Below are 23472 nucleotides of genomic sequence, written 5' to 3'. Positions count from 1 at the left end.
AATGTCCCCTATGCAGTTTATTTGATAGATCAGAACGTTGAGTATAGCGGCGATACGTCGCCGCTATCAATGGAGGGATTACAGAGTCGGGTAATCGGTGTAGCCTTCCGCGCCGCCGCCGTAGAAGGATTCCGGGCGTTGCGGGTTAAGCGCCGCTTTTTTCTGCAGGCGAGCCACCAGATCCGGGTTGGCGATGTAATCGCGGCCAAATGCCACGGCATCAATCAGCCCTTTATTGATAAGATCGTTGGCTTTTTCTACTGTGTAAGCGCCAGCGCCAATGATCACCCCCGGGAAGCGGTCGCGGACTTTCTGACGGAAAGCTTCACTGTAAGGTTTGCCGCCCGCCCAGTCCGGCTCGGACATGTGCAGATAGGCGATACCGCGTTTCGCCAGCTCGCTAATCAGATACAGCGCGTCTTCTTCTTCGTTCGGGCCATTATCCACATTCTGGAAGCTGCCAATCGGCGACACGCGGATGCCAATGCGCTCGGCGCTCCACTCTTGACTCACGGCGTCAACCACTTCCAGCACCAGACGGGCACGGTTCTCCACGCTGCCGCCGTACTGATCGGTACGCTGGTTCGCCGATGGCGAGAGGAACTGGTGCAGCAGATAGCCGTGGGCTGAGTGCAGCTCGACCAGATCGAAGCCGGCGTCACGGGCATTGCCGACCGCCTGACGGAAATCGTTGACGATCCCTGGGATCTCTGCGGTTTCCAGGGCGCGGGGCATTGAGGTGTCGACGCGAATGGCGTGGCCGTTTTCGTAACGCAGTGAGGTACGGGTGCCCGCGCTCAGCGCGGAAGGCGCTACCGGGGCGGCGCCGCCAGGCTGCAGGCTGCTATGGGAAATACGCCCGGTGTGCCACAGCTGGACGGCGATATGACCGTTTTCGGCATGAACGCCGGCGGTGATTTTCTGCCAGGCGGCAATCTGCTCCGGGCTGTGCAGCCCAGGCGCGCCGGCGTAGCCTTTGGCCTGCGCGGAGATCTGCGTCGCTTCGGTGATGATCAGCCCGGAACTGGCGCGCTGGCGGTAGTATTCGCCCATCAGCGGAGTAGGGATATCGCCCGGCTCAATGCTGCGCAGACGCGTCAACGGCGCCATAAATACGCGATTAGGGACGGTGACCGCACCGACTTTCAGTGGGCTGAATAATTTTGCTTCCGACATAGTGACTCCTGAGTAGACCGGTCGTCTAGTAACTGATGAAATAAAAACGCCTGTTATACCGCAGGCGCCGCAATAATCTGTTTGGCGTGGGCAAGGGCGCTTTCCAGCGGCGTTGCGCTACGCGTAATTTTGGCCTGCAGGTTGGCCCCGAGCCACAGGGAATACAGCACCTGCGACAGGGTCATGGCCTCGCCGTCAAATGCGAGACTGCCTTCCTGACGTCCTTTCTCCAGCGCGTCGCCCAGCAGGGCGATAATCTGGCTGGCTCCGCGATCCATGGCGGCGCGCATATCTTCCGACAGATCGCAAACCTCCGCGGATAGCTTGACAGTAAGACACCCGCTAATAATCCCCTGCTGGCAGAACTGATTCAGCGTGTGCTGATAGTAGGCCAGCAGGCGATCGCGATAGTTACCGTCGCCATGATCGAAGTGGTCGACCAGGCGCTGCAGATATCCGGTGTAGTGATGTTCAAGCAGCGCGACGCCGAAGGCTTCCTTAGAGCGAAAGTAGTGGTAGAAGGAGCCCTTGGGCACCTCCGCCGTCTTCAGAAGTTCGCTCAAGCCCATTCCGGTAAAACCGCGATGCATGCAAAGCTGCTCGCCGGTGGCCAGGATATGTTCTCGGGTATCGCAATCGCTGTGTCTGTTCATGCTGCACACTGTAGTAGACCGATTGGTCTAATGCAAGCGTCGGCGGAAAAATGTTAGCTGGCGCAGCACGTAGTGAACAAAATTTGCGTCGGCGCGGGGAAACGTCTGCAATGAAAGGAGACGAGGGGACAGGAGGCGTGTGGTGGCAGAGCAGTTAGAATTTTTCCCGGTGCAGAGCCCGTGCCGGGGAATATGTCAGACCGATGAGCGCGGCTACTGTCGCGGCTGTTTCCGCAGCCGTGAGGAACGTTTTAACTGGCAAACGATGAGCGATGCGCAGAAACAGGAGGTTTTGCGTCTTTGCCGCCAACGGCTGCTGCGCAAAATACGCGCGAACAGGCCGGAGCCGGCGGAAGAACCGCAGCAACCCTCACTGTTTTAAGCCAAAAATTACGTATACTCAGAGCACTTTTTTATTGAGGAAGCGGTTATGGTTCAGCGTATTGCTATGGCTCCCCAGGGGCCGGAATTTTCACGTTTTGTGATGGGCTACTGGCGTCTGATGGACTGGAAAATGTCGCCTGGCGAGCTGGTCAGCTTTATTGAGCAGCATCTCGATTTAGGCGTAACCACCGTCGATCACGCCGATATCTATGGCGATTATCAGTGTGAGGCTGCCTTTGGCGAAGCGCTGAAGCGAGCGCCGCATCTGCGTAGCCGGATGGAAATCGTCAGCAAATGCGGTATCGCCACCCGGGCGCGCGCTGAGAACACCATTGGCCACTACATTACCGACCGCGATCACATCGTGCTCAGCGCCGAGCAATCGCTGCGTAATCTGGCGACGGACCATCTCGACTTGCTGCTGATCCACCGGCCGGACCCACTGATGGACGCCGACGAGGTAGCCGAAGCTTTTCTCGCGCTGCATCATAGCGGTAAAGTGCGCCATTTTGGCGTCTCGAACTTTACCCCCGCCCAGTTCACCTTGCTGCAGTCACGTCTGCCGTTTACCCTGGCCACCAACCAGGTCGAAATTTCACCGGTGCATCAGCCGCTGCTGCTCGACGGTACTCTCGATCAGCTGCAGCAACTGCGTATTCGTCCGATGGCGTGGTCTTGTCTTGGCGGTGGTCGCCTGTTTAACGAAGAGGGCTTCCAGGCGCTGCGCGATGAGCTGGCGCAGGTGGCGCACGAGCTTAACGCCGACAGCATCGAACAGGTAGTTTATGCCTGGGTGCTGCGTCTGCCGTCGCAGCCTCTGCCGATTATTGGCTCGGGCAAAATCGAGCGCGTGCGCTCGGCGATTGTGGCTGAAAAACTCAGCATGACCCGTCAGCAGTGGTTCCGCATCCGTAAAGCCGCGCTCGGGTACGACGTACCGTAACGGGCATTTCCCCTCCGGAAAGGCGTTCCTGGTTTACACTTAACAGGGAGACAGCCATCCGGAGGTGTTATGCAACGATCTATTCTCGTGATCTTATCCCTCGCATTTTGCGCTGGCGCACAGGCCGTTAGTGAAGATGTGCAACTTAATCTCGTGACCACCCAGGGCGTCGGTCAGACCATCGGCAGCGTCAAAATCACCGAAACCGACCGCGGACTCGAGTTCGCCCCCACTTTGCGGGCGCTACCGCCGGGTAAGCACGGGTTTCATATTCATGCCGAAGGCAGCTGCCAGCCGGCGATGAAAGAAGGTAAAGCCGTGGCCGCCGGGGCGGCGGGCGGACATTACGATCCGCAGCATACCGGCAAACACGAAGGGCCGTTGGGGGCCGGGCATCTTGGCGACCTGCCCCTGCTGGTGGTCAACGATGCGGGCGTAGCCGACCAGCCGATTATTGCTCCGCGCCTGAAAACGCTGGCGGAGGTGAAAGGGAAAGCGCTGATGGTCCACGTAGGCGGGGATAACATGGCCGACAGCCCGCAGCCGCTGGGCGGCGGCGGCGAACGGTTTGCCTGCGGGGTGATTAAGTAGTTCCTTCGCCAATTGTGCCGGCCACCGGGGCCTGTTCCAGCTGCGACAGGGCGCAGTACAGTCGCCAAATCGCGGCGGCCAGTTCCCGCGCCGCCGGCTGATGATGGTGGTTCAGGGCGTCGCAGATCCGCTGCAGCTCCTGCAGGGTGGAGGCCAGCGGGCGCTGCTGCACGCCGCGCTCGCTCATCACATCGCGTAACAGGTTGATGCACAGGTCGCGCACCTGGGCGAGAGGATCGGAGCGGGTTTCCCATTCGCGAAGCTGCCAGACGACGTGCGAGCAATTGAGCAGCACGACGCCCCAACGCAACAGCCAGCGGCGCGCCAGGGCATCCTTACTCTGGCTGAGCTGACTGACGTGGTGATAGACCAGCGATTCAAATTCATGCTCACTGTGCTGAGGATGACGGCTGAGTTGATCGACAAAGTGACGCCGTAACGCTCTGATATGGCGTCGCCCTTTGCGGGCGTCCGAGCCCGGACTCAGTACCGCAAAGGCCAGCCAGGCAAAGCCTACCCCGACAATCTTGCTCAAATTATCATTGAAAAAGGCCGCATAATCGTACACCGGCGGGTTGGTGACGGCGATAAACGAGCCCATAAAGACGATAAGCTGTCCCCACAGGCCGGCGTATTTGGGCCACTGCAGTTTGAGTAACTGCATGGTGGTCAGGAGCGGGAACAGGAACAGCAGAAACTGCCACAGGTCGGTTACCTGCACCATCAGGCCGAACTTCACCACGAAACTGAATAGCGACAGCAGGACCAGAGTCTGCATCAGCAATGTCAGCGAGCGAAACGGCGAGGCGGATACGGAGTAGAGCACGCAGCAGATGGAGGCCAGGGTCAGGGCCGCCGCGCAGCTGGTCCACTGGGTACTGATCCCCCATGCGCCAATCGCCACCAGCGCGCAAAAGGTACGGACACCGTTGAGCAACGCCTCCGCCTGATCGGTATGGCGGGCTAACGGCGGGGCGGCGGGCACATTGAACTCGGCGATCGCCGAGGCATTTTCAACGCGGCGGATCCAGCGGCTGCTCTCCAGGTAAATGCGACAGAAATAGCGCAATCGCGCCCAGAAAGCGATGTGCCGGTAATCGGCATCCTGCCGCGGCGCCAGCGGCGCCAGGATCCGCGCAACGTGATAACTGTCGGCATGAGGGGTGGCGAGCTCGGCGAGCAGCGACTCCAGTACCTGGCGAGTGTTCGCCGGCGCGTCAGGCCAGTTCAGCAGCATCCGTCGCAGACTGGAGATGACGCTGGTCATTCTGAGCTGCTGATGCAGGAGGTAGTTCAGCAGAGGATTCTGCCGACGGAAACGGTAGTGGCTCCAGAAGGCCTGGATACGCAGCAGGTTCATGGTCAGGATCTGGCCAATCACGCTCTCATGGGCGGTGCGAATGGCATCCGTCGTCTCCGGCACCCACAGCAGGCTGGCGTGCTCCAGCAGCCGGGCGTGCATGGTTTTCAGGGCCGTCAGCAGGTTGCTGCCGTCGGAGGTGCTTGGCAGGATCATCATCATTAGCCCGCCGCAGAGGATCCCGACGATGACTTCGCAGACGCGCGACTGGGCGATGACCCACAGTTCGTAGCTGTCGCTGATGTTAATCACCGGAAAGGCGATGATGGCGCAGGTATAGCCCGCCAGCTGAAAGGCGTAGGCGACGTTGTTGGTGAACAGGGCGCAGGCCCAGGTGCAGAGCGCCAGCCAGCCGGAGATACTGAACAGAAACAGCCAGGGATCGTTGAGTGTATGACCGGCAAGCAGCAGGGCGGCGCAGGCGCCGAGCAGGCTGCCTGCGATGCGGCCAAAACTTTTACTGATCACGCCGCCGACGGTGGGAAAGCTGACCACCGCCGCGGACGTCATCGCCCAGTAGGGCTCATCAAGATCCAGCGCATAGGCGATACTCAGCGCAAGACACATCGCGATGCCGTTGCGCAATGCGTACCGCCACTGCGGCCGGGTGGCTTTAACCCAGGGGAGTGTGCGCCACGACAGGGTCTGCAGGTTCATTACTGCCCGCCAATTGAGACAGTGCAGGTGGTGCCGGAGACCAGGGTGACATCGGCCGGCAGCGTATCAAAGGCAATTCGCACCGGAACGCGTTGGGCGAGACGAACCCAGGGGATATTTGGTTTGATGTTGGCCACCAGCCCGGTTCCCTGTTCCACGCTCTGGTCGACAATCGCGCGGCCGATGCTCGCGACATGGCCCTTTAGCGTCTGCTGATTGCTATAGAGAATAATTTGTGCCGGATCGCCGATGCGAATGTGGCGCAGTTTGGTCTCTTCGAAGTAGCCCAGTACGTAAAACGAATGGCTGTCCACCAGGGCAAAGACCGGATGGCCGGTGGTAGCGTAATCGCCGACGCGGGTGGAAAGGTTGGTCACCCAGCCATCCACCGGCGCTTTGACAACCGTCTGGCTGAGCTGCCACTGCGCATGTTTCAGCGCCGCTTCGGTTACGCCGACCCCCGCTCTGGCGGCAGCCAGGGTGGTGGTGGCGGTATTCAGGGCGGTATTGACGTTCTCAAGGTCTTCAGCCGAGATGGCATTTTGCGACAGGCTTCGGCGACGGCGAGCCTCGCTGGCGGCCTTGCTTTGCTCCGCCTGCGCTTTCGCCACCTCCGCCTGGGCTTTCGCCAGCTGCGCCTGGGCGTTCAGCACCGCGATGCGATAGGGGGTGTCGTCGATGGTAAACAATACTTCCCCGGCTTTGACCCGTTGGTTATCGGTTACGTTCAACTGCAGAATACTGCCGGAGACCTGAGGGGTGATCCCAACCTGCTCGGCGCGCACTTTGCCGTCGCGGGTCCAGGGTGACTGTGTGTAGAAATTCCATAACAACCATGCGGCAATCAGGGCGACGGCCGCGACCAGCAGCGTTGACAGATATTTTAATCTTTTCATAACAGGGAGATCACCAGGCAATGAGCAATACCAGGGCCAGACAGACCGAGAGCGCGAACAGGGAGAGATCCATTAGTAGCGGGTGCCAGATGTCGCCCGCATACATCCAGTCACGCAGCTGGCGATGTAAAAACAACCAGATAAAGAAACCCAACAAGACGGCTTTGAACAGCGGAGGGAAATAGACGGATGCGCCGAACACCAGGTCCTGCAGCGGCAATCCGGATGTGTTAAGACTCAGTTTCACAAGCAAAAATCCTTTGCCATTACAGGGGTAACCTCAGGACGTGCTACTCTTTAACAGTGTAAATCATTGTTTTGGTTTTTGTTGAATCAAGTAATTCATTTGTTTTGATAATTCAAATGCTGCACACTATTCTAAAATCAGTATAATAACTTAGCAAGCTAATTATAAGGAGATGAAATTGGAATCGCCACTTGGTTCTGATCTGGCACGTTTAGTTCGCGTTTGGCGCGCGCTAATCGACCATCGCCTGAAACCTCTGGAGTTAACGCAGACCCACTGGGTCACGCTGCATAACATCCACCAGCTGCCGCCTGAGCAGTCGCAGATCCAGCTGGCGAAAGCTATCGGTATTGAACAGCCGTCGCTGGTGCGCACGCTCGATCAGCTGGAGGAGAAAGGGCTCATTTCTCGCCAGACCTGCGCAAGCGATCGGCGGGCCAAACGCATCAAGCTGACGGAAAAAGCCGAACCGCTGATCAACGAGATGGAAGAGGTGATAGGTAAGACCCGTGATGAAATCCTCTCAGGGGTCTCGAAGCAGGAAGTGGAAACCTTGCTCCACTTAATCCGTAAACTTGAACAAAATATCCTCGATCTCCAGGCTAAAGATTAATTCTTTGCGGCCCGGGCTAATCCGGGCCTTTTTTCACCCTCCCTGCCGATGCCAGACGATCACCTGGTTACGTCCGTTATTCTTTGCTTCATACATGGCTTCGTCCGCGCGCTGAACGCACGCTTCCGCTGTCACGCTATTGTCGTGGGTGGTATACACCCCCATGCTGATGGTCATTCGCTCCGGTAAATGGCTCTCCCCGGCACTGACCGCCAGGCGGATACGCTCGGCGATCGCTTGCGCTTCTTTTTCACCGGTGTTGACCAGCAGCAGAGCAAATTCCTCACCGCCGATGCGTGCGGCGGCGTCATCTACCCGCGAATGGCTTTCCAGCACCGAGGCGGCGAACTGGATCACTTTGTCGCCGGCGACATGGCCGTAGCTATCGTTGATGCGTTTGAAATGGTCGAGGTCGCTGATGAGCACCGACAGCGGATGCTGGGCATTCACCTTCGCCAGCTGTTGGTTAAGGGTGTCGTAGAAGAAGCTGCGGTTGTAGAGGCGGGTCAACGGGTCGCGGATCGAATTCTGATACGAATGAACATATTTGTGGTTAGACTCGCGATAGAGGATAAAGACGTCAACCAGTAGCACCAGAATCAGGAACAAGGTGCATAGCGTTTCGAAAAAACGCGCCTGGTACCAGGTCTGATCCAGCTCCCCTGCGGTGGAGAGCAGCTGGAAAAGCGTGAACAAATAAGCGCTGCAAAAAAAAGCGCCGCTGAACCAAAAAATATTACGCAGTTTACTCAAGCTAATTAATAAAATCAGCGTGATTAACCAAACTGCCATCAGCAGCCAGCCGATAATACTTTGCCACAACGGGGTAAAGGTATGGCTCAGATCGTCGATAAAATTGACGCTCAGCCACGGCGAATGGCTGGAGTATAGCCATGATAAAACAATAATGGTCAACGTAAAAAGTATACATGCTGTAAATGTAAGAACGTGTGCTTTCCACGAATGCATGATGCGCTGGCGAAAATAGTACAAAATAATAGATGACATGAATAACACAGCCATCATTATATTGCGGAAGAAATAATAGATAACGGCGTCATTTTGATTAACGACCGGGGCCGGATTGCAGGTAAGCCAGTCCGGATAGCTGCTGAGCGTGCCAAGCATCAGCAGCGCTGAGCAGGCAAACCCGAAAGAGACTGGAGTAAGGTAGAGACGCCGCTTGCTGCTCCAGTATTTCATGCCCATAAAACAGGCAATGGTAATATGAAAAACCATCAGGAAACTGGTCAGCAGTGGAAATAATATTGAGGAAGTACTACTGAAGCTGGTATGAAAAAACGCAGTCATCCCGGAAATGCCAATCCCGGCCAGTAAACAAATGCAAATATAAAGGATTAGACGTTTAACGATATGATGCACATGTTCGGGCATAGGCAATATTCCACATAAAAGGCAACGGCAGCGACGATGAGTCACCAGGGCTAATTTACGTTCTTGAGGGTAATAGGGGCGGGCAGATAAGATATTGCGCAGGCGCAATGATTCATGGAATATTAAAATAAAGATGTCTGATGGTTACTACGAATTTATTACGGCGAAATAAACGTGGCTGAAAAATACGATGCGGCGCAACCGGCCGCATCGTAAGGGAAATTATCGCGGAGAGACGGTGACCTGGCTGCCGCTGCCGGCAATGGCCACGCGCTGACCAACGGAGAACGGAGTGCTGCCCTGTTTCTGCACTACCATAATGGTATTGCCATCGTCCTTACGGATTTCCAGTTCAACGCCCTGCGTTTTATTCATCGCGCCCTGAACGCCCTGACCGGCTACGCCGCCCGCGACCGCACCTGCCGCCGTAGCCAGAGAGCGTCCGGTACCGCCGCCGATGGTGTTTCCAAGGAACCCGCCCAGTACCGCACCGCCAATGGCCCCGATGGCATTGCTATCGTCGCCGCTCTGGATCTGTACGGCGCGCGTATGCACGATAGTACCGTAAGTCACGCTCTGCACCTGTTTGGCTTCAGATGCGGAATAAACGTCGCCGGACAGGCCGCTGCTGCTCACGCAGCCTGCGAGCGTAAAACCAATCATCGATACAGCCAAAACACGTAAAATCATTTATGAATCTCCTGTTCACCGAAGGTGTTCAATTGAACGTCCATACGGTTAATTATATGGCATTTAGTCGTCGGCGGGCATAGGTTCTCCCTGGACTATACAAAAAATAATAAACACTGGTGCTTCAACCTCAACTAAACACCGGTTCTTTACGATGTTCTCTGATTTGTCGCTCTATTGTTAAAAAGTATTAGTACAACATAGCATTAACCGACACTTTATGATGGAGTGAAGGGCATACAAGGGTCATGGAATGAAGGAAAACGTATGAGATCGGGTCGCTTTATTGGCGTTATGTCTGGTACAAGCCTGGATGGTATCGATGTCGTTTTGGCCACCATTACTGAAAACATGGTGGCGCAGCAGGCTAGTCTCACCTGGCCCATTCCACACGCGATAAAAGAAGAGATTCTGGCGATTTGCCAGGGGCAGTCGCTGACCCTTTCGCAGCTAGGTCGTCTGGACACCCGTCTGGGACGGCTGTTTGCCGATGCCGTACTGGCGCTGATGCGCCAGGAAAGTCTCAAACCCACCGACGTCATCGCCATCGGCTGCCATGGACAGACCGTATGGCATGAACCGCAGGGAGAGGCTCCGCATACCCTGCAAATTGGTGATAACAACCAGATCGCCGCCCACACCGGGATAACCGTAGTGGGGGATTTTCGTCGCCGGGATATGGCGCTAGGCGGGCAGGGGGCGCCGCTGGTGCCGGCTTTTCATCATGCGCTGCTGGCCCACCCCGTTGAGCGACGTATGGTGCTCAATATCGGCGGGATCGCTAATGTGTCGCTGCTGGCGCCAGGGCAGCCGGTGCGCGGCTATGATACCGGGCCGGGAAATATGTTGCTGGACGCCTGGATCTGGCGCCAGAAGGGCAAACCGTACGACAAGGACGCCCAATGGGCTAGCGAAGGTAAAGTGCTGCTGCCGCTGCTGCAGGACATGCTGAGCGATCCGTGGTTTGCCTTGCCGGCGCCAAAAAGCACCGGTCGGGAATATTTCAATTACGGCTGGCTGGAGCAGCATATGGCCCGCTATCCGGGGCTACGCGGGGAGGATGTTCAGGCTACGCTTGCGGAATTGACCGCCGTCACCATCAGTGAGCAGGTATTGTTAAGCGGCGGCTGCGAGCGTTTGTTAGTGTGCGGCGGCGGCGCGCGTAACCCCTTGTTAATGGCGCGCCTGGCGGCGTTGCTGCCGGGAACCGAGGTCTCCACCACCGATGAGGCGGGGATCAGCGGCGATGATATGGAAGCGCTGGCCTTTGCCTGGCTGGCCTGGCGAACGCTGGCTGGTCTGCCGGGCAATCTGCCCTCCGTGACCGGCGCCAGCGAAGCCTCGGTGCTGGGCGCCATTTTTCCGGCTAACCCGCCGCAGAATCGGAGTTAACTGAAATCTTAAATACGACGCGACCGGTAAACTGGACAAGTTAAGCGGAGGGCGGAGTGCCCGCCGTGACCGGGAAAGTCGAAGGCAAACGAATGAAAAAAATTCTTATCGCAGTTGTACCTTTTATGCTGGCGGGCTGTAGCTACTACAACCAGTTTGTCGAGCGGATGCAGACGGACACGCTGGAGTATCAATGCGACCAGAAACCATTGACGGTCCATCGCAATAACGCACGCCAGCAGGTCAGTTTTATCTATGATAATCAGCAACTGAACCTGTCTGAGGGGCTGTCGGCTTCCGGGGCGCGCTACACCGACGGCGTCTATGTGTTCTGGTCAAAAGGCGATACCGCCACCGTCTATAAGCGCGACCGCATCGTCCTTGATAACTGTCAGCTGCAGACGGCCAAACGTTGAGATTTCTGTCCGGGGGGCGCACAATAACGCCACCTTATGACTACATCCTCAATGGCCATGTCTGATAACGACGAACTCCAGCAAATTGCGCATTTGCGCCGTGAATACACCCGTGGCGGTTTGCGTCGCCACGATCTTCCTGCTGAACCCCTGCCGCTGTTTGAACGCTGGCTGCGTCAGGCCTGCGATGCGAAACTTGCCGACCCAACGGCTATGGTGGTTGCCACCGTCGATGAGCGCGGCCAGCCCTACCAGCGCATTGTGCTGCTGAAGCACTACGACGAAAAAGGGTTGGTGTTTTATACCAACCTTGGCAGCCGCAAAGCGCATCAAATTGAAAACAACCCGCAGGTCAGCCTGCTTTTCCCGTGGCATATGCTGGAGCGCCAGGTGATGGTAATCGGCAAAGCGGAGCGTCTGTCGACGCTGGAAGTGGTCAAATATTTCCACAGCCGTCCGCGCGACAGCCAGATTGGCGCCTGGGTCTCGAAGCAGTCGAGCCGGATCTCAGCCCGCGGCATCCTCGAAAGCAAATTCCTTGAGCTGAAGCAGAAGTTCCAGCAGGGTGAAGTGCCGTTGCCGAGCTTCTGGGGCGGATTCCGCGTCAGCATTGAGCAGATGGAGTTCTGGCAGGGGGGAGAACACCGTCTGCACGATCGCTTTTTATACCAGCGCGATAGCGGCGCCTGGAAAATAGACCGTCTGGCGCCGTAAACGCCGAAATTAGTTATCGAAGCGCTGGCGCTGAAAGGGCCGGCGCTTTATTCTATGTACTTTTCGCATCTGGCGAAAAGTCGTGTACCGGCAGAGGTGCAGTCGTTTATACATGGAGAATTTGATGGCAAGCAGTAACTTGATTAAACAATTGCAAGAGCGGGGGCTGGTAGCCCAGGTGACGGACGAGGAAGCGTTAGCAGAGCGACTGGCGCAAGGCCCGATCGCGCTCTATTGCGGCTTCGATCCTACCGCTGACAGCTTGCATTTGGGGCATCTTGTTCCATTGTTATGCCTGAAACGCTTCCAGCAGGCAGGTCATAAACCTGTGGCGCTGGTGGGCGGCGCAACCGGTCTGATTGGCGACCCAAGCTTCAAAGCCGCTGAGCGTAAACTAAACACCGAGGATACCGTGCAGGAGTGGGTGGATAAAATCCGCAAACAGGTGGCTCCGTTCCTTGATTTTGACTGCGGCGACAACTCGGCGATCGCGGCGAATAACTATGACTGGTTTGGCAGCATGAACGTGCTGACCTTCCTGCGCGATATCGGTAAACACTTCTCTGTTAACCAGATGATCAACAAAGAAGCGGTGAAGCAGCGTCTGAATCGTGACGATCAGGGTATCTCCTTTACCGAGTTCTCTTACAATCTGCTGCAGGGTTACGACTTTGCCTGCCTGAATAAGCTGCACGGCGTGGCGCTGCAGATTGGCGGTTCTGACCAGTGGGGCAACATCACCTCCGGCATCGATCTGACCCGTCGTCTGCATCAGAACCAGGTGTTTGGCCTGACCGTACCGCTGATCACCAAAGCGGACGGCACCAAATTCGGTAAAACCGAAGGCGGCGCCGTGTGGCTGGATCCGAAGAAAACCAGTCCGTACAAATTCTACCAGTTCTGGATCAACACCGCGGATGCTGATGTCTATCGCTTCCTCAAATTCTTCACCTTTATGGACATTGCGGAGATCAATGCCCTGGAAGAAGAAGACAAAAACAGCGGTAAAGCGCCGCGCGCCCAGTACGTGCTGGCAGAGCAGGTGACGCGCCTTGTTCACGGTGAAGAAGGCCTGGAAGCGGCGAAGCGCATTACCGAAAGCCTGTTCAACGGTAACCTGAGCGACCTGAGCGAAGCAGACTTCGAACAGCTGGCCCAGGATGGCGTGCCGATGATCGAAATGGAAAAAGGCGCCGATCTGCTGCAGGCGCTGGTTGATTCCGAGCTGCAGCCGTCCCGCGGTCAGGCGCGTAAAACCGTTGCCTCTAACGCGGTAACCATCAACGGCGAAAAACAGGCCGACCCGGAATATGTATTCAGTGACAGCGATCGCCTGTTTGGCCGCTACACCTTGCTGCGTCGCGGTAAGAAAAATTACTGCCTGGTCTGCTGGAAATAAAAAAATACTGCCAGGGCGTGGGAAACCACGCCCTTTTTCTTTTTAGGGTTGTGGTAAGAAAATGAAGAACATCCTCGCCATTCAGTCTCACGTTGTGTTTGGCCATGCCGGCAACAGTGCCGCCGAATTTCCGATGCGCCGTCTGGGCGCCAATGTCTGGCCCCTGAATACCGTACAGTTCTCTAACCATACGCAGTACGGCAAATGGACCGGCTGCGTCATGCCGCCTTCGCATTTGACGGAGATCGTTCAGGGCATTGCCGATATCGACAAGCTGCAGACCTGCGATGCGGTACTGAGCGGCTATCTTGGCTCCGCTGAGCAGGGAGAGCATATCCTCGGTATCGTGCGTCAGGTTAAGGCGGCCAATCCGGCGGCGAAATATTTTTGCGATCCGGTGATGGGTCACCCGGAGAAGGGCTGCATCGTCGCGCCGGGCGTGGCGGAGTTCCACGTGCGCTATGCGCTGCCGACCAGCGATATTATTGCGCCGAATCTGGTTGAGCTGGAGATCCTGTGCGGTCATCCGGTCGCCAGCGTCAGCGAGGCAGTGGCCGCCGCGCGGGAGCTGATTGCCCAGGGGCCGGAAGTGGTATTAGTTAAGCATCTTGCCCGTGCGGGTCTGAGTATGGATCGTTTTGAGATGCTGCTGGTGACGGCCGAAGAAGCCTGGCATATTAGTCGGCCGCTGGTGGATTTCGGCCTGCGTCAGCCGGTGGGGGTCGGCGATGTGACCAGCGGTCTGCTGTTGGTTAAATTGCTGCAGGGGGCAAGTCTGCGCGATGCGCTGGAACACGTCACCGCCGCGGTGTACGAGATTATGCTCGCCACCAAAAATATGCAGGAATACGAACTGCAGGTAGTAGCGGCGCAGGATCGCATCGCCGTACCGGAGCACTGCTTCAGCGCCACCCGGCTGTAACTCCCAGGGCCTGCCCGACGGTCCGCCGGGCAGGTTCAGGCCTTATTTTAAGCCTTCAGCCGCCAGTGCGGCCGCCACCGCCGGACGCGCTGCCACCTGCGTCATCCAGCTGCCGATACGACCATAGGCAGCCATATCCAGTTTTATAGCATAGGCCCAGCGCAGCACCGTAAACAGATAACCATCGGCAATGGTGAAGCGATGGCCGGTCAGCCACTGTTTGTCTGCCAGCGCTGCATCAACGTATTGCAGCTTTTTCTCAAGCAGCCCCCGCGCGACAGGCTTATAGTCCTCCGGGGTATCCGGGCGGAACAGCGGGGTAAAGCTTTTATGCAGCTCGGTGGCCACATAGTTCAGCCATTCGAGAGTCTGATAGCGCGCAATCGAGCCCACCGGCGCCAGCAGATGACGATCCGGCACCTGGTCTGCGATGTACTGCATGATGGCTACGCCCTCAGTGAGCAGGATATCATCATCCAGCAGCAGCGCCGGCACCTGACCTTTCGGGTTGATCAGCAGATAGTCTTCCCCGTTTTCCAGCCGTTTTTGGGCCAGATCCACGCTCTGCAGGGTAAAATCCAGACCGCTTTCGCGCAGGGCAATATGCGAGGCAAGGGAACAGGCGCCGGGTTTGTAGAACAGTTTCATGCGTGACTCCTCGTGGCTGCAGTTTTCTGTATGTTAGTCCTGCCAGGGGTAAAAAAAAGCCGCTAAACTAACGTTAGCGGCTTAAAAATAATTAGTTTTCCCTGCGGCGTCAGGCAGCCGCGGTTTCGCGTGCTTTAATGTCCGCGCTGTCGTCCTGAGTCATACGATTCAGTTTCGGCGCGGTCAGCAGCATCAGGGCGGCGATAACCGCGGTGACGATACCAATCTGCAGGAATACGTGACCGTACACTTCCAGCGACACCAGCGGATCGGTGACATTCTCCGGGACTGCCATCAGGTTAGCGATTTTCCCGGCGATGATCGCCGCGCCTGCCGTGGTGAGGAACCAGCTGCCCATGATGAAGCCCATCAGACGCTGAGGAACCAGCTGAGCGACCATCGCCAGGCCGAGGCCGGAAATCATCAGTTCACCGATAGACTGTAGCGCGTAGCTCAGAATCAGCCAGTTGACCGAGACGATACCGGCGTCGCTGGCGAACTTCGCCCCTAAAGGCAGGACGAGGAATGCGCCAGAGCACAGTACCATACCGATAGCAAATTTGTGCGGCATCGGCAGGCGGTCGCCCATCTTGTTGTAGATGGCGGCCAGAATCGGGCTACCAATCATGATCCAGAACGGGTTCAGCGCCTGATACTGTTCCGGTTCAAAGGCGAGACCGAGGATCGAGTGCTCCACGTTACGGATGGCGAAGAAGTTCAGCGAGGTCGGCATCTGGCTGTACAACACGAAGAAGACAATCGCTTCTACCATCAGCAGGAAAGCGACGATCATTTTACGACGCGGAGCGCCTTTCAGGCCTATGGTTTCTTTGGCGAAAATCACGACGATACCCAGTGCGACGACGCCCAGCACCATACGTGCGATACCCTGGTTATGCAGCAGCCAGGTGGCGATAGCGACCAGCACCACCACGCCAGCGATCGTCGCCAGCAGTTTACCCATGTGTACCGGGGCAAAGTCCGGTTTAGAGCCGTACTGTTTAACCCATTTCTGACAGAAGGCGAAGTTAATAATGGTGATCACCATCCCCACCACGCTGAGGGCAAACGCTACGCTCCAGCCAAAACGTGCGGCCAGCCACGGGGTTGCCAGCATAGAGAAGAACGAACCGATGTTGATGGACATGTAGTACATGGTAAATGCACCGTCCAGACGTGGGTCGTTTTTGTCATAGCAGGTAGAAAGCAGGGAGGACGGGTTGGCTTTAAACAAGCCGTTACCGACGGCGATGGTCGCCATACCCATATAGACGATAGCGGCGTCATGGCCGGACCAGGCCACCAGCGCATAGCCAATCGCCAGCACGATAGCGCCCAGCATGATGACACGCTTGGTACCCAGCACTTTATCACCCAGCCAGCCGCCAATGGCGACGAGGCCATAAACCAGCGCGCTAAAGGAGGAGAACAGAGTAATGGAATCCGCTTCCGACATACCCAGCTGTTTTACCAGGTAAACGGCCATGATCCCTTGCAGGCCGTAGTAACCAAAACGCTCCCACAACTCGATCGAGAAAATGAGATAGAACGCGCGTGGTTGTTTGAAAGCGTTCAGACTCACGCTTTCTGCTGGTTTATTGTTTGCAGTAGACACATATACCTCTTTTTTTACATCCCATATTTACTGGGGGTGTTCGGGGCGCAATCTCGTTGGACCGCCGCCTTTATAGTTATTCTTGGAGGGAAAACGGCAAGTAATGTTCACTATCCTGGCGCATCAGGCAAGGCTTTTGTAATAATCTGTTACACATAATCAGGGTGGTATAATGCTCCGGACATATGAATGTTATACAGCGTTAAATTTTACCGTTTCGATATCGTTGGTATTTTTATCTTTTGGGTTCGCCGGTTTTCCGGGAAAAGGCGATATATTCTACTGATCTGGCGTAAGCATAGTGATATGGTCCATTATCTTAAAAAATCATGGGTCATTATCCTGACGATCTTTACTCATCCGTTGTATTGCCTGACATTTATTTTCATTCCAGTAACATTCAATCAACATAAAGTTGCGAGCATGATCTGGATCACAAATGCATAGAAATTTTGCGCTGATAAAAAATGAATGAACTAGTTGTTTGTTATATAACCGGATAATCATCCATAATCATGATGATTATGTGGTGTTAATGGCCGGTGAAATAGATGAATGCGGGCCATAACCCAGAGTTAAGCTATGACCGCAATAGAGACGAGACAGTCAGGCGTAGACTTTATCTTTGTATTCGCAAAGATCTTCAATCAGGCAGGAGCCGCAGCGCGGCTTGCGGGCAATACAGGTATAACGCCCATGCAGGATCAGCCAGTGATGACAGTCGACCTTAAACTCGGCGGGGACCACCTTCAGAAGCTTCTCTTCCACCTGTTCAACATTCTTGCCCGGGGCGAACTGCGTCCGATTGCAGACGCGGAAGATGTGCGTGTCCACGGCGATGGTCGGCCAGCCAAAGGCGGTATTCAGCACCACGTTGGCGGTTTTACGGCCCACGCCGGGCAGCGCCTCCAGCGCCGCTCTGTCTTCCGGCACCTCACCATTGTGCTGCTCCAACAGGATGCGGCAGGTTTTGATGACGTTTTCCGCTTTGCTGTTAAACAGGCCGATAGTCTTGATATACGATTTCACCCCATCCACCCCCAGGGCCAGCATCGCTGCGGGCGTATTGGCCACCGGATAGAGTTTGGCTGTCGCTTTGTTGACGCTTACGTCGGTGGCCTGCGCAGAAAGCAGGACGGCAATCAGCAGCTCGAATGGCGAACTGAAATGCAGTTCGGTGGTGGGGTGGGGATCGTTTTCCCGCAGCCTGGTAAGGATCGCCAGGCGTTTGGCTTTGTTCATATTATGCTTTCCCTGTCACGTCGGACGGGGCGACAGAGACGGCCCGGGCCGCTTGCGCCTTCCGCTGTTTGCTACGTTCATCGATAAGGTATTTAATCGCCAGCATCATGCCGAGGCCAATAAAGGCGCCTGGCGGCAGCATAGCCAGCAGGAAAGGGGTGTCGGTGTGGAAAACCTCGATGCGCAGAACCTTCGCCCAGCTGCCAAGCAGACTGTCGGCGCCGTCAAACAGGGTGCCGTTGCCAAGGATCTCGCGCAGGGAGCCCAGCACAAACATCGCGCAGGTAGCGCCCATGCCGATCGAGAAACCGTCCAGCGCCGACAGCGCCGGCCCTTTTTTGGCGGCAAAGGCTTCGGCGCGGCCGACCACGATGCAGTTGGTCACGATAAGCGGGATGAAAATCCCCAGCGACTGATAGAGGCCGAAGGCATAGGCGTTGATCAGCATCTGCACGACGCTCACCACCGAGGCGATAATCATTACGTAGATGGGGATCCGGATCTCCGCCGGCGTCCAGCGGCGCAGGCTGGAGATGGTCAGGTTGGTCAGGGTTAACACCAGGGTGGTGGCCAAACCCAGCCCGAGGGCGTTGGTGGCGGTCGAGGTGACCGCCAGCAGAGGACACATACCTAACAGCTGAACCAGGGCGGAGTTATTTTTCCACAGGCCCTGGACGATGACGTCTTTAACTTCGCTCATGGTTATTCTCCACAGGCGGTGAATTCAGGAAGTTGCGCAGGCAGCGTTTGTGCATATAAGCCTGCGCGCTTAACGGCATTGACCACCGCCCGGGGGGTGATGGTGGCGCCGGTGAACTGGTCAAAATCGCCGCCATCCTTTTTGACCGCCCAGTGGCTATCGCCCTGGCCGTGGATGACTTTCCCGGCAAAATGGGTAATCCAGTCCGACAGGCGAAGTTCGATTTTATCACCCAGGCCCGGCGTTTCATGATGCTCAGTTACGCGGGTGCCGAGGACCGTGCCGCTAAAATCGGCGGCAACCAGCAGCTGTATTGCTCCGGAGTAGCCGTCCGGCGCGGTGGCTTCCATCACCGCGCCGATCGGTCGATCGTTATTTTTGGCGATCCACACTTTATGCTGGCCTTTGCCCAGCGCCGGGGCGCTGACCAGATAGCAACTCTTAAGCAGATCGTTATTATAGCGGTCGGCAGGTAAAACCTGGTCGAATAACGCCTTTTGCTGCAGGGCCGCCTGCTGGTCGATGGTGCTTTTGGTCAGCTCATTGATCGCCGCCGTCAGCCCGGTGGAACCGGCGGCAAACAGCGCCAGCGTGACGCCGTGTTTACGCATCGTTTTTAACATCATTGCTCTCTCAACGGTGGCCATATACGCGCGGGCGCGTGTAGTAATCGATCAGCGGCACGGTAATATTCGCCAGCAGAACGGCAAACGCCACGCCGTCCGGATAACCACCGAAGCTGCGGATGAGCCAGACCAGCAGGCCAGCGAGGGCGCCAAAGATCAGACGGCCGCGGTTGGTTGTTGAGGCCGTCACCGGATCGGTCAGGATAAAGAAGGCGCCAAGCATGGTCGCCCCGGAGAGCAAATGCATCTGCGGTGAGGCCAGGCTCTGCGGCGAAAAAATCCAGCCGAGGGTGGCGCACAGGCCGAGGCTAACAAGGAAGCTGACCGGGATATGCCAGCGGATCGCCTTCTGCCACAGCAGGAAAAGGCCGCCTGCCAGCCAGGCGATATTCACCCACTGCCAGCCCAGACCTGCCAGCACGCCGCCGTAGACCGGCAATTGCAGCACCTGCTGAACGCTATGTCCGGCATGCAGGGAGGTTTTAAAGGTATCCAGCGGGGTGGCCTGGCTGACGCCGTCGATACCCAGCCGCAGACTGGCCATGTCGCCTCCGGCGGCGGTATGACCGGTGAAGATCATCTGCAGCGCGTCGCTGAATGCCGGGATATGGGCGGCTATCTCATAGGAAGGCAGCCAGGAGGTCATCTGCACCGGGAACGAAATCAGCAGCACGACATAGCCGATCATTGCCGGGTTGAAGGGGTTATGGCCCAGGCCTCCGTACAACTGCTTGGCAATGACTACGGCAAAGGCAGTGCCGAGCACCACCATCCACCACGGGGCCAGTGGCGGAATACTCACCGCCAGCAGCAGGCCGGTGAGCAGGGCGGAATTATCTTTCAGCGTGGCAGCAACAGGCTGTTTACGCAGTTTGAGAATAGCGGCTTCGGTCGCCCAGGCCGTCAGGGCGGCGAGGACAATCTGCAGTACGGTGCCCCAGCCGAAAAACCAGGTCTGGACCACAATGCCAGGCACAGCGGCGAGCAGCACCAGCAGCATAATACGCGAGGTCTGCCGCTGGTTATGGGTATAGGGGGAGCTTGCGATTCTGAAAACCATTTATTCCTCGTTAACTGCCTGCTGTGTTGCTTTACGCGCCTGAACGCGGGCGATAGCCGCGGCGACGGCCGCTTTGCGCGGGTCGTCATTGGCTGCGGCTGACGCGAGATCCTGTTGTGCGGCCTGCTGTTCGGCTTTACGCGCTTTAGCGCGGGCGATGGCGGCTTCCACCGCCGCCTTGCGCGGGTCGACCGGTTCGGCGGCCGGGGCTTCCACCGGCGCGGCCTGCTGTTCGGCTTTACGCGCTTTGGCGCGGGCGATAGCGGCTTCCACCGCCGCCTTGCGTGGATCGACCGGTTCGGCGGCCGGGGCTACCATCGGCGCGGCCTGCTGCTGCGCTTTGCGCGCCCGGGCCTCAGCCTTACGCGCTTCGCGGGCGGCAATCGCCTCGCTGTTGTCAGGTTTGGCGCCGGCCTGGATCACGATCGGCTGCGCGGCATCGCGCTGTTTATCCCGTACCCGGGCCAGGGCGGCGCTAATCGCCTCCTGATCTTTGGCGGCAGGCTGAACGGCGGCTTTTTTATGCCGCTCGGCGCGCGCGGCTTTATCACGCTCCAGGCGCGCCTGTCGGGCCTCGAATCGGGCTTTGGCTTCCGCAGCGCGCTGCTCTTCCTGACGAATCGCCGCGATCTCGGCCTTTTCCTGACGGAAGTACTGCACCAGCGGAATATTACTTGGACATACCCACGCGCAGGCGCCGCACTCGATGCAGTCCGCCAGATTATGGGCAGTGGCTTTATCGTGCTGCTGACCTTTGCTGAACCAGTACAGCTGCTGCGGCAGCAGATCGGCCGGGCAGGCGTCAGCACAGGCGCTGCAGCGAATGCAGCCTTTCTCTTCCTGCGGTTCGCCCATCTCGCTGGCGGAAGGCGCCAGCAAACAGTTGGTGATCTTCACCACCGGGACGTCGAGCCACGGCAGGGTAAAGCCCATCAGCGGGCCGCCCATGATCACCATTGGCTCGGCGCTGGGGCAGAAGCCGGCATCGTTCAATAGATGGCGCACCGGCGTGCCAAGACGCGCCCAGACATTGCCCGGTCTGGTTACCGCTTCGCCGGTGAGGGTGACCACGCGCTCGGTTAACGGCTCACCGTCAATCACCGCGCGTTTCACCGCATAAGCCGTACCGACGTTCTGCATCAGCACGCCAATGTCCGATGAACGACCGCCGTGCGGTACCTGTTTGCCGGTGAGAATTTGGGTGAGCTGCTTGGCGCCACCGGAGGGATATTTGGTGGGGATCACGCGCAGCGAAATGCCATGGGCGTCGCAGAGCACCGCCCGCAGCATTGAGATGGCCTGCGGCTTATTGTCTTCAATGCCGATCAGCACTTCTTCAGGCTGCAGTATATGAGCGAGGATGCGGATACCCTCGACAATCTGCGCCGCGCAGTCCTGCATCAGGCGGTCATCCGCCGTGATATAGGGCTCGCACTCGGCGGCGTTAATGATCAGCGTTTTAATTTTATCTCCGCCACCGCGCAGTTTACTGCCGGTGGGGAAGCCTGCGCCGCCGAGGCCAGCAACGCCAAACTGGTGGATACGCTCGATCAGCGCTTCACGCGTGCGGGTCTGATAGTCGCTCCAGCCATCGCGCTCGATCCAGCGGTCTTCGCCGTCGGCGTCAATGATCACGCTCATCTCCGCCAGCGCCGACGGGTGCGCGGTAGTGTGCGGAGCGATGGCGGCAATGGTGCCGGAGGTCGGGGCGTGAACGGGCAGCATTCTTCCCCAGCCGCGGGTCAGCGGCTGGCCGCGCAGCACCCGGTCGCCCACTTTAACGCACAGTTCGCCTTCGGCGCCAATGTGCTGCTTCAACGGGATAACAAAGCGCTGCGGCAGGGAAACCTGACGCAGCGGGGTGCCGTTAGACTGGGTTTTCATTTCAGGCGGGTGAATACCGCCGTTGAAATCCCAGACCTTGTCTTTTCGGAAAGCGGAAAATAGCTTAAACATGTTGTTCCACAGGAATATTTCGCACCGGGATCGTATGCAGATCCCATTTCCAGGTCTCCGGGGTGGTGGCCACCGGAACGAGTGAAATGCACTGGGTCGGGCAGGGGGCGACGCACAAATTGCAGCCGGTGCACAGGTCGCTCATCACGGTATGCATGGCGCGGGTCGCCCCAACGATGGCATCCACCGGACAGGCCTGGATACACTTGGTACAGCCAATGCAGTTCGGCTCGTCAATTACCGCGAGCATGCGGGCCGGCTCCGCTTCCTGTGCGTCACCGTCGACAGGCTGCGGGTCGACGTTCAGCAAGGCGGCGATTTTTAACATCACCGCTTCGCCACCCGGCGCGCAGCGGTTTATTTTCTCACCCTGCACGCCGACTGCTTCCGCATAGGGGCGACACCCAGGGTACCCGCACTGCCCACACTGGCTCTGCGGCAATAGCTCATCAATTTTTTCCACCACCGGGTCGTCCTGCACAGCGAAACGACGCGAGGCGTATCCCAGTATTAAGCCGAAAATCAGCCCTAACAGGCTGATGGCGATCACGGCTATCCAGACTGCGCTCATTACAACTTCACCAAACCACTAAAGCCCATGAAGGCCAGAGACATTAAACCGGCGGTAATCAGCGCGATGGCATTACCGCGAAACGGCGCGGGGACATCGGCCACCACCAGGCGTTCACGGATCGCCGCGAACAGCACCATTACCAGCGAGAAGCCGACGGCGGCGGCAAAGCCGTACAGCGCCGACTGCAGGAAATTGTGGCCCAGATTAATATTCAGCAGCGCTACCCCGAGTACGGCACAGTTGGTGGTGATCAGCGGTAGAAAGATCCCCAGCAGGCGATAGAGCGCCGGGCTGGTTTTACGCACCACCATCTCAGTAAACTGAACCACCACGGCGATAACCAGAATAAAGGCCAGGGTACGCAAATAAACCAAATTTAGCGGGATAAGGATCCAGGTATCAATCAGCCAGGCGCAAATAGAGGCCAGGGTCATCACGAAGGTGGTAGCGAGCCCCATCCCCATTGCGGTTTCCAGCTTTTTGGAAACCCCCATAAACGGGCACAGACCAAGAAACTTCACCAGAACGAAGTTATTGACCAGGACTGTACCAATAAAGAGCAGTAAATAATCAGCCATCATGCGACCTGAAACGAAAAAAAGC

25 protein-coding genes are annotated in these 23472 nt (G+C 57.3%); 9 read left to right on the top strand and 16 right to left on the bottom strand.

Annotation, left to right across the window (positions count from 1 at the left end; translation table 11 throughout):
* Positions 1-78: 78 nt before the first annotated feature.
* Complete coding sequence (locus DR88_RS13135; protein WP_004148597.1) at positions 79-1176, bottom strand: alkene reductase; 1098 nt, start codon at positions 1174-1176, stop codon at positions 79-81.
* Positions 1177-1229: 53 nt separating this feature from the next.
* On the bottom strand, positions 1230-1829 hold the full coding sequence (locus tag DR88_RS13140) for a TetR/AcrR family transcriptional regulator (protein WP_004175857.1): 600 nt from the start codon (positions 1827-1829) through the stop codon (positions 1230-1232).
* Between the two features lie 139 nt (positions 1830-1968).
* On the opposite strand from DR88_RS13140, the gene DR88_RS13145 reads away from it, so the two are divergent.
* The 3 genes from DR88_RS13145 (at position 1969) to sodC (ending at position 3747) form a co-directional block, all read left to right on the top strand.
* Entirely contained in the window at positions 1969-2211 is a 243-nt protein-coding gene (locus DR88_RS13145; protein ID WP_004189722.1) for a DUF1289 domain-containing protein, read from the top strand.
* 48 nt (positions 2212-2259) lie between these two features.
* Complete coding sequence (locus DR88_RS13150) at positions 2260-3156, top strand: aldo/keto reductase (protein WP_002907760.1); 897 nt, start codon at positions 2260-2262, stop codon at positions 3154-3156.
* A gap of 69 nt (positions 3157-3225) precedes the next feature.
* Positions 3226-3747: a superoxide dismutase [Cu-Zn] SodC gene (gene sodC, locus DR88_RS13155; RefSeq protein ID WP_032443895.1), complete on the top strand. Its 522-nt coding sequence runs from the start codon at positions 3226-3228 to the stop codon at positions 3745-3747.
* On the opposite strand, the gene DR88_RS13160 is transcribed toward sodC, so the two are convergent.
* Genes DR88_RS13160 through DR88_RS13170 form a run of 3 tightly spaced genes read right to left on the bottom strand, consistent with a single transcriptional unit; the run spans position 3740 to position 6907 of the window.
* Positions 3740-5764, bottom strand: coding sequence for an FUSC family protein (locus DR88_RS13160; RefSeq protein ID WP_004148596.1), 2025 nt, complete (start codon positions 5762-5764; stop codon positions 3740-3742). The two genes, sodC and DR88_RS13160, sit on opposite strands and share 8 nt — an antisense overlap.
* Positions 5764-6660, bottom strand: coding sequence for an efflux RND transporter periplasmic adaptor subunit (locus DR88_RS13165; protein WP_004143835.1), 897 nt, complete (start codon positions 6658-6660; stop codon positions 5764-5766). Before DR88_RS13165 ends, DR88_RS13160 begins: the two co-directional genes overlap by 1 nt.
* Positions 6661-6670: 10 nt before the next feature.
* Positions 6671-6907, bottom strand: a complete 237-nt coding sequence (locus DR88_RS13170) for a DUF1656 domain-containing protein (protein ID WP_004143834.1) — start codon at positions 6905-6907, stop codon at positions 6671-6673.
* Between the two features lie 172 nt (positions 6908-7079).
* On the opposite strand from DR88_RS13170, the gene slyA reads away from it, so the two are divergent.
* Positions 7080-7520: a transcriptional regulator SlyA gene (gene slyA, locus DR88_RS13175; protein ID WP_004143833.1), complete on the top strand. Its 441-nt coding sequence runs from the start codon at positions 7080-7082 to the stop codon at positions 7518-7520.
* Positions 7521-7553: 33 nt separating this feature from the next.
* Here slyA and DR88_RS13180 read toward each other — a convergent pair whose 3' ends face one another.
* Both DR88_RS13180 and slyB read right to left on the bottom strand, forming a co-directional pair.
* Positions 7554-8915, bottom strand: a complete 1362-nt coding sequence (locus tag DR88_RS13180; protein WP_023282654.1) for a sensor domain-containing diguanylate cyclase — start codon at positions 8913-8915, stop codon at positions 7554-7556.
* A gap of 222 nt (positions 8916-9137) precedes the next feature.
* The gene (slyB, locus tag DR88_RS13185) at positions 9138-9605 is read right to left on the bottom strand and encodes an outer membrane lipoprotein SlyB (protein WP_002907749.1); all 468 of its coding nucleotides are present in this window, start codon (positions 9603-9605) and stop codon (positions 9138-9140) included.
* 267 nt (positions 9606-9872) lie between these two features.
* Between slyB and anmK the strand changes: the two genes are divergently transcribed.
* The 5 genes from anmK (at position 9873) to pdxY (ending at position 14448) form a co-directional block, all read left to right on the top strand.
* A complete protein-coding gene (gene anmK / locus DR88_RS13190; protein ID WP_004143831.1) occupies positions 9873-10997 on the top strand; it encodes an anhydro-N-acetylmuramic acid kinase in 1125 nt (374 codons plus the stop codon).
* Positions 10998-11089: 92 nt separating this feature from the next.
* On the top strand, positions 11090-11413 hold the full coding sequence (gene mliC, locus DR88_RS13195) for a C-type lysozyme inhibitor (protein WP_002907744.1): 324 nt from the start codon (positions 11090-11092) through the stop codon (positions 11411-11413).
* Positions 11414-11470: 57 nt separating this feature from the next.
* Positions 11471-12127: a pyridoxamine 5'-phosphate oxidase gene (pdxH, locus tag DR88_RS13200; RefSeq protein ID WP_002907742.1), complete on the top strand. Its 657-nt coding sequence runs from the start codon at positions 11471-11473 to the stop codon at positions 12125-12127.
* A gap of 124 nt (positions 12128-12251) precedes the next feature.
* Positions 12252-13526: a tyrosine--tRNA ligase gene (gene tyrS / locus DR88_RS13205; RefSeq protein ID WP_002907740.1), complete on the top strand. Its 1275-nt coding sequence runs from the start codon at positions 12252-12254 to the stop codon at positions 13524-13526.
* A 61-nt stretch (positions 13527-13587) separates the two neighbouring features.
* Positions 13588-14448: a pyridoxal kinase PdxY gene (gene pdxY, locus DR88_RS13210; protein WP_025861977.1), complete on the top strand. Its 861-nt coding sequence runs from the start codon at positions 13588-13590 to the stop codon at positions 14446-14448.
* 42 nt (positions 14449-14490) lie between these two features.
* On the opposite strand, the gene gstA is transcribed toward pdxY, so the two are convergent.
* The 9 genes from gstA to rsxA form a co-directional block, all read right to left on the bottom strand.
* Positions 14491-15096 carry a glutathione transferase GstA gene (gstA, locus tag DR88_RS13215; RefSeq protein WP_025861976.1) on the bottom strand — a complete coding sequence of 202 codons (606 nt, stop codon included), beginning with the start codon at positions 15094-15096 and terminating at the stop codon, positions 14491-14493.
* Between the two features lie 109 nt (positions 15097-15205).
* The gene (dtpA, locus tag DR88_RS13220) at positions 15206-16711 is read right to left on the bottom strand and encodes a dipeptide/tripeptide permease DtpA (protein ID WP_004151206.1); all 1506 of its coding nucleotides are present in this window, start codon (positions 16709-16711) and stop codon (positions 15206-15208) included.
* A gap of 606 nt (positions 16712-17317) precedes the next feature.
* On the bottom strand, positions 17318-17953 hold the full coding sequence (gene nth, locus DR88_RS13230) for an endonuclease III (protein WP_002907734.1): 636 nt from the start codon (positions 17951-17953) through the stop codon (positions 17318-17320).
* 1 nt (position 17954) lies between these two features.
* Positions 17955-18653 carry an electron transport complex subunit E gene (locus tag DR88_RS13235; protein WP_002907733.1) on the bottom strand — a complete coding sequence of 233 codons (699 nt, stop codon included), beginning with the start codon at positions 18651-18653 and terminating at the stop codon, positions 17955-17957.
* 2 nt (positions 18654-18655) lie between these two features.
* On the bottom strand, positions 18656-19276 hold the full coding sequence (rsxG, locus tag DR88_RS13240; RefSeq protein WP_002907731.1) for an electron transport complex subunit RsxG: 621 nt from the start codon (positions 19274-19276) through the stop codon (positions 18656-18658).
* A 10-nt stretch (positions 19277-19286) separates the two neighbouring features.
* A complete protein-coding gene (gene rsxD / locus DR88_RS13245; protein WP_002907730.1) occupies positions 19287-20339 on the bottom strand; it encodes an electron transport complex subunit RsxD in 1053 nt (350 codons plus the stop codon).
* The gene (gene rsxC / locus DR88_RS13250) at positions 20340-22295 is read right to left on the bottom strand and encodes an electron transport complex subunit RsxC (protein ID WP_032443894.1); all 1956 of its coding nucleotides are present in this window, start codon (positions 22293-22295) and stop codon (positions 20340-20342) included.
* The gene (gene rsxB / locus DR88_RS13255) at positions 22288-22866 is read right to left on the bottom strand and encodes an electron transport complex subunit RsxB (protein ID WP_004143816.1); all 579 of its coding nucleotides are present in this window, start codon (positions 22864-22866) and stop codon (positions 22288-22290) included. The genes rsxC and rsxB overlap by 8 nt, the downstream gene beginning before the upstream one ends.
* Positions 22866-23447, bottom strand: a complete 582-nt coding sequence (rsxA, locus tag DR88_RS13260) for an electron transport complex subunit RsxA (protein WP_002907658.1) — start codon at positions 23445-23447, stop codon at positions 22866-22868. The genes rsxB and rsxA overlap by 1 nt, the downstream gene beginning before the upstream one ends.
* Between the last annotated feature and the right edge of the window lie 25 nt (positions 23448-23472).

It is taken from the genome of Klebsiella pneumoniae (assembly GCF_000742135.1).
In the GTDB taxonomy this organism is placed as follows: Bacteria; Pseudomonadota; Gammaproteobacteria; order Enterobacterales; family Enterobacteriaceae; genus Klebsiella; species Klebsiella pneumoniae.
The sequence above is the reverse complement of the archived record's forward strand: the minus strand, read 5'-3'. Positions and strand labels throughout refer to the sequence as shown.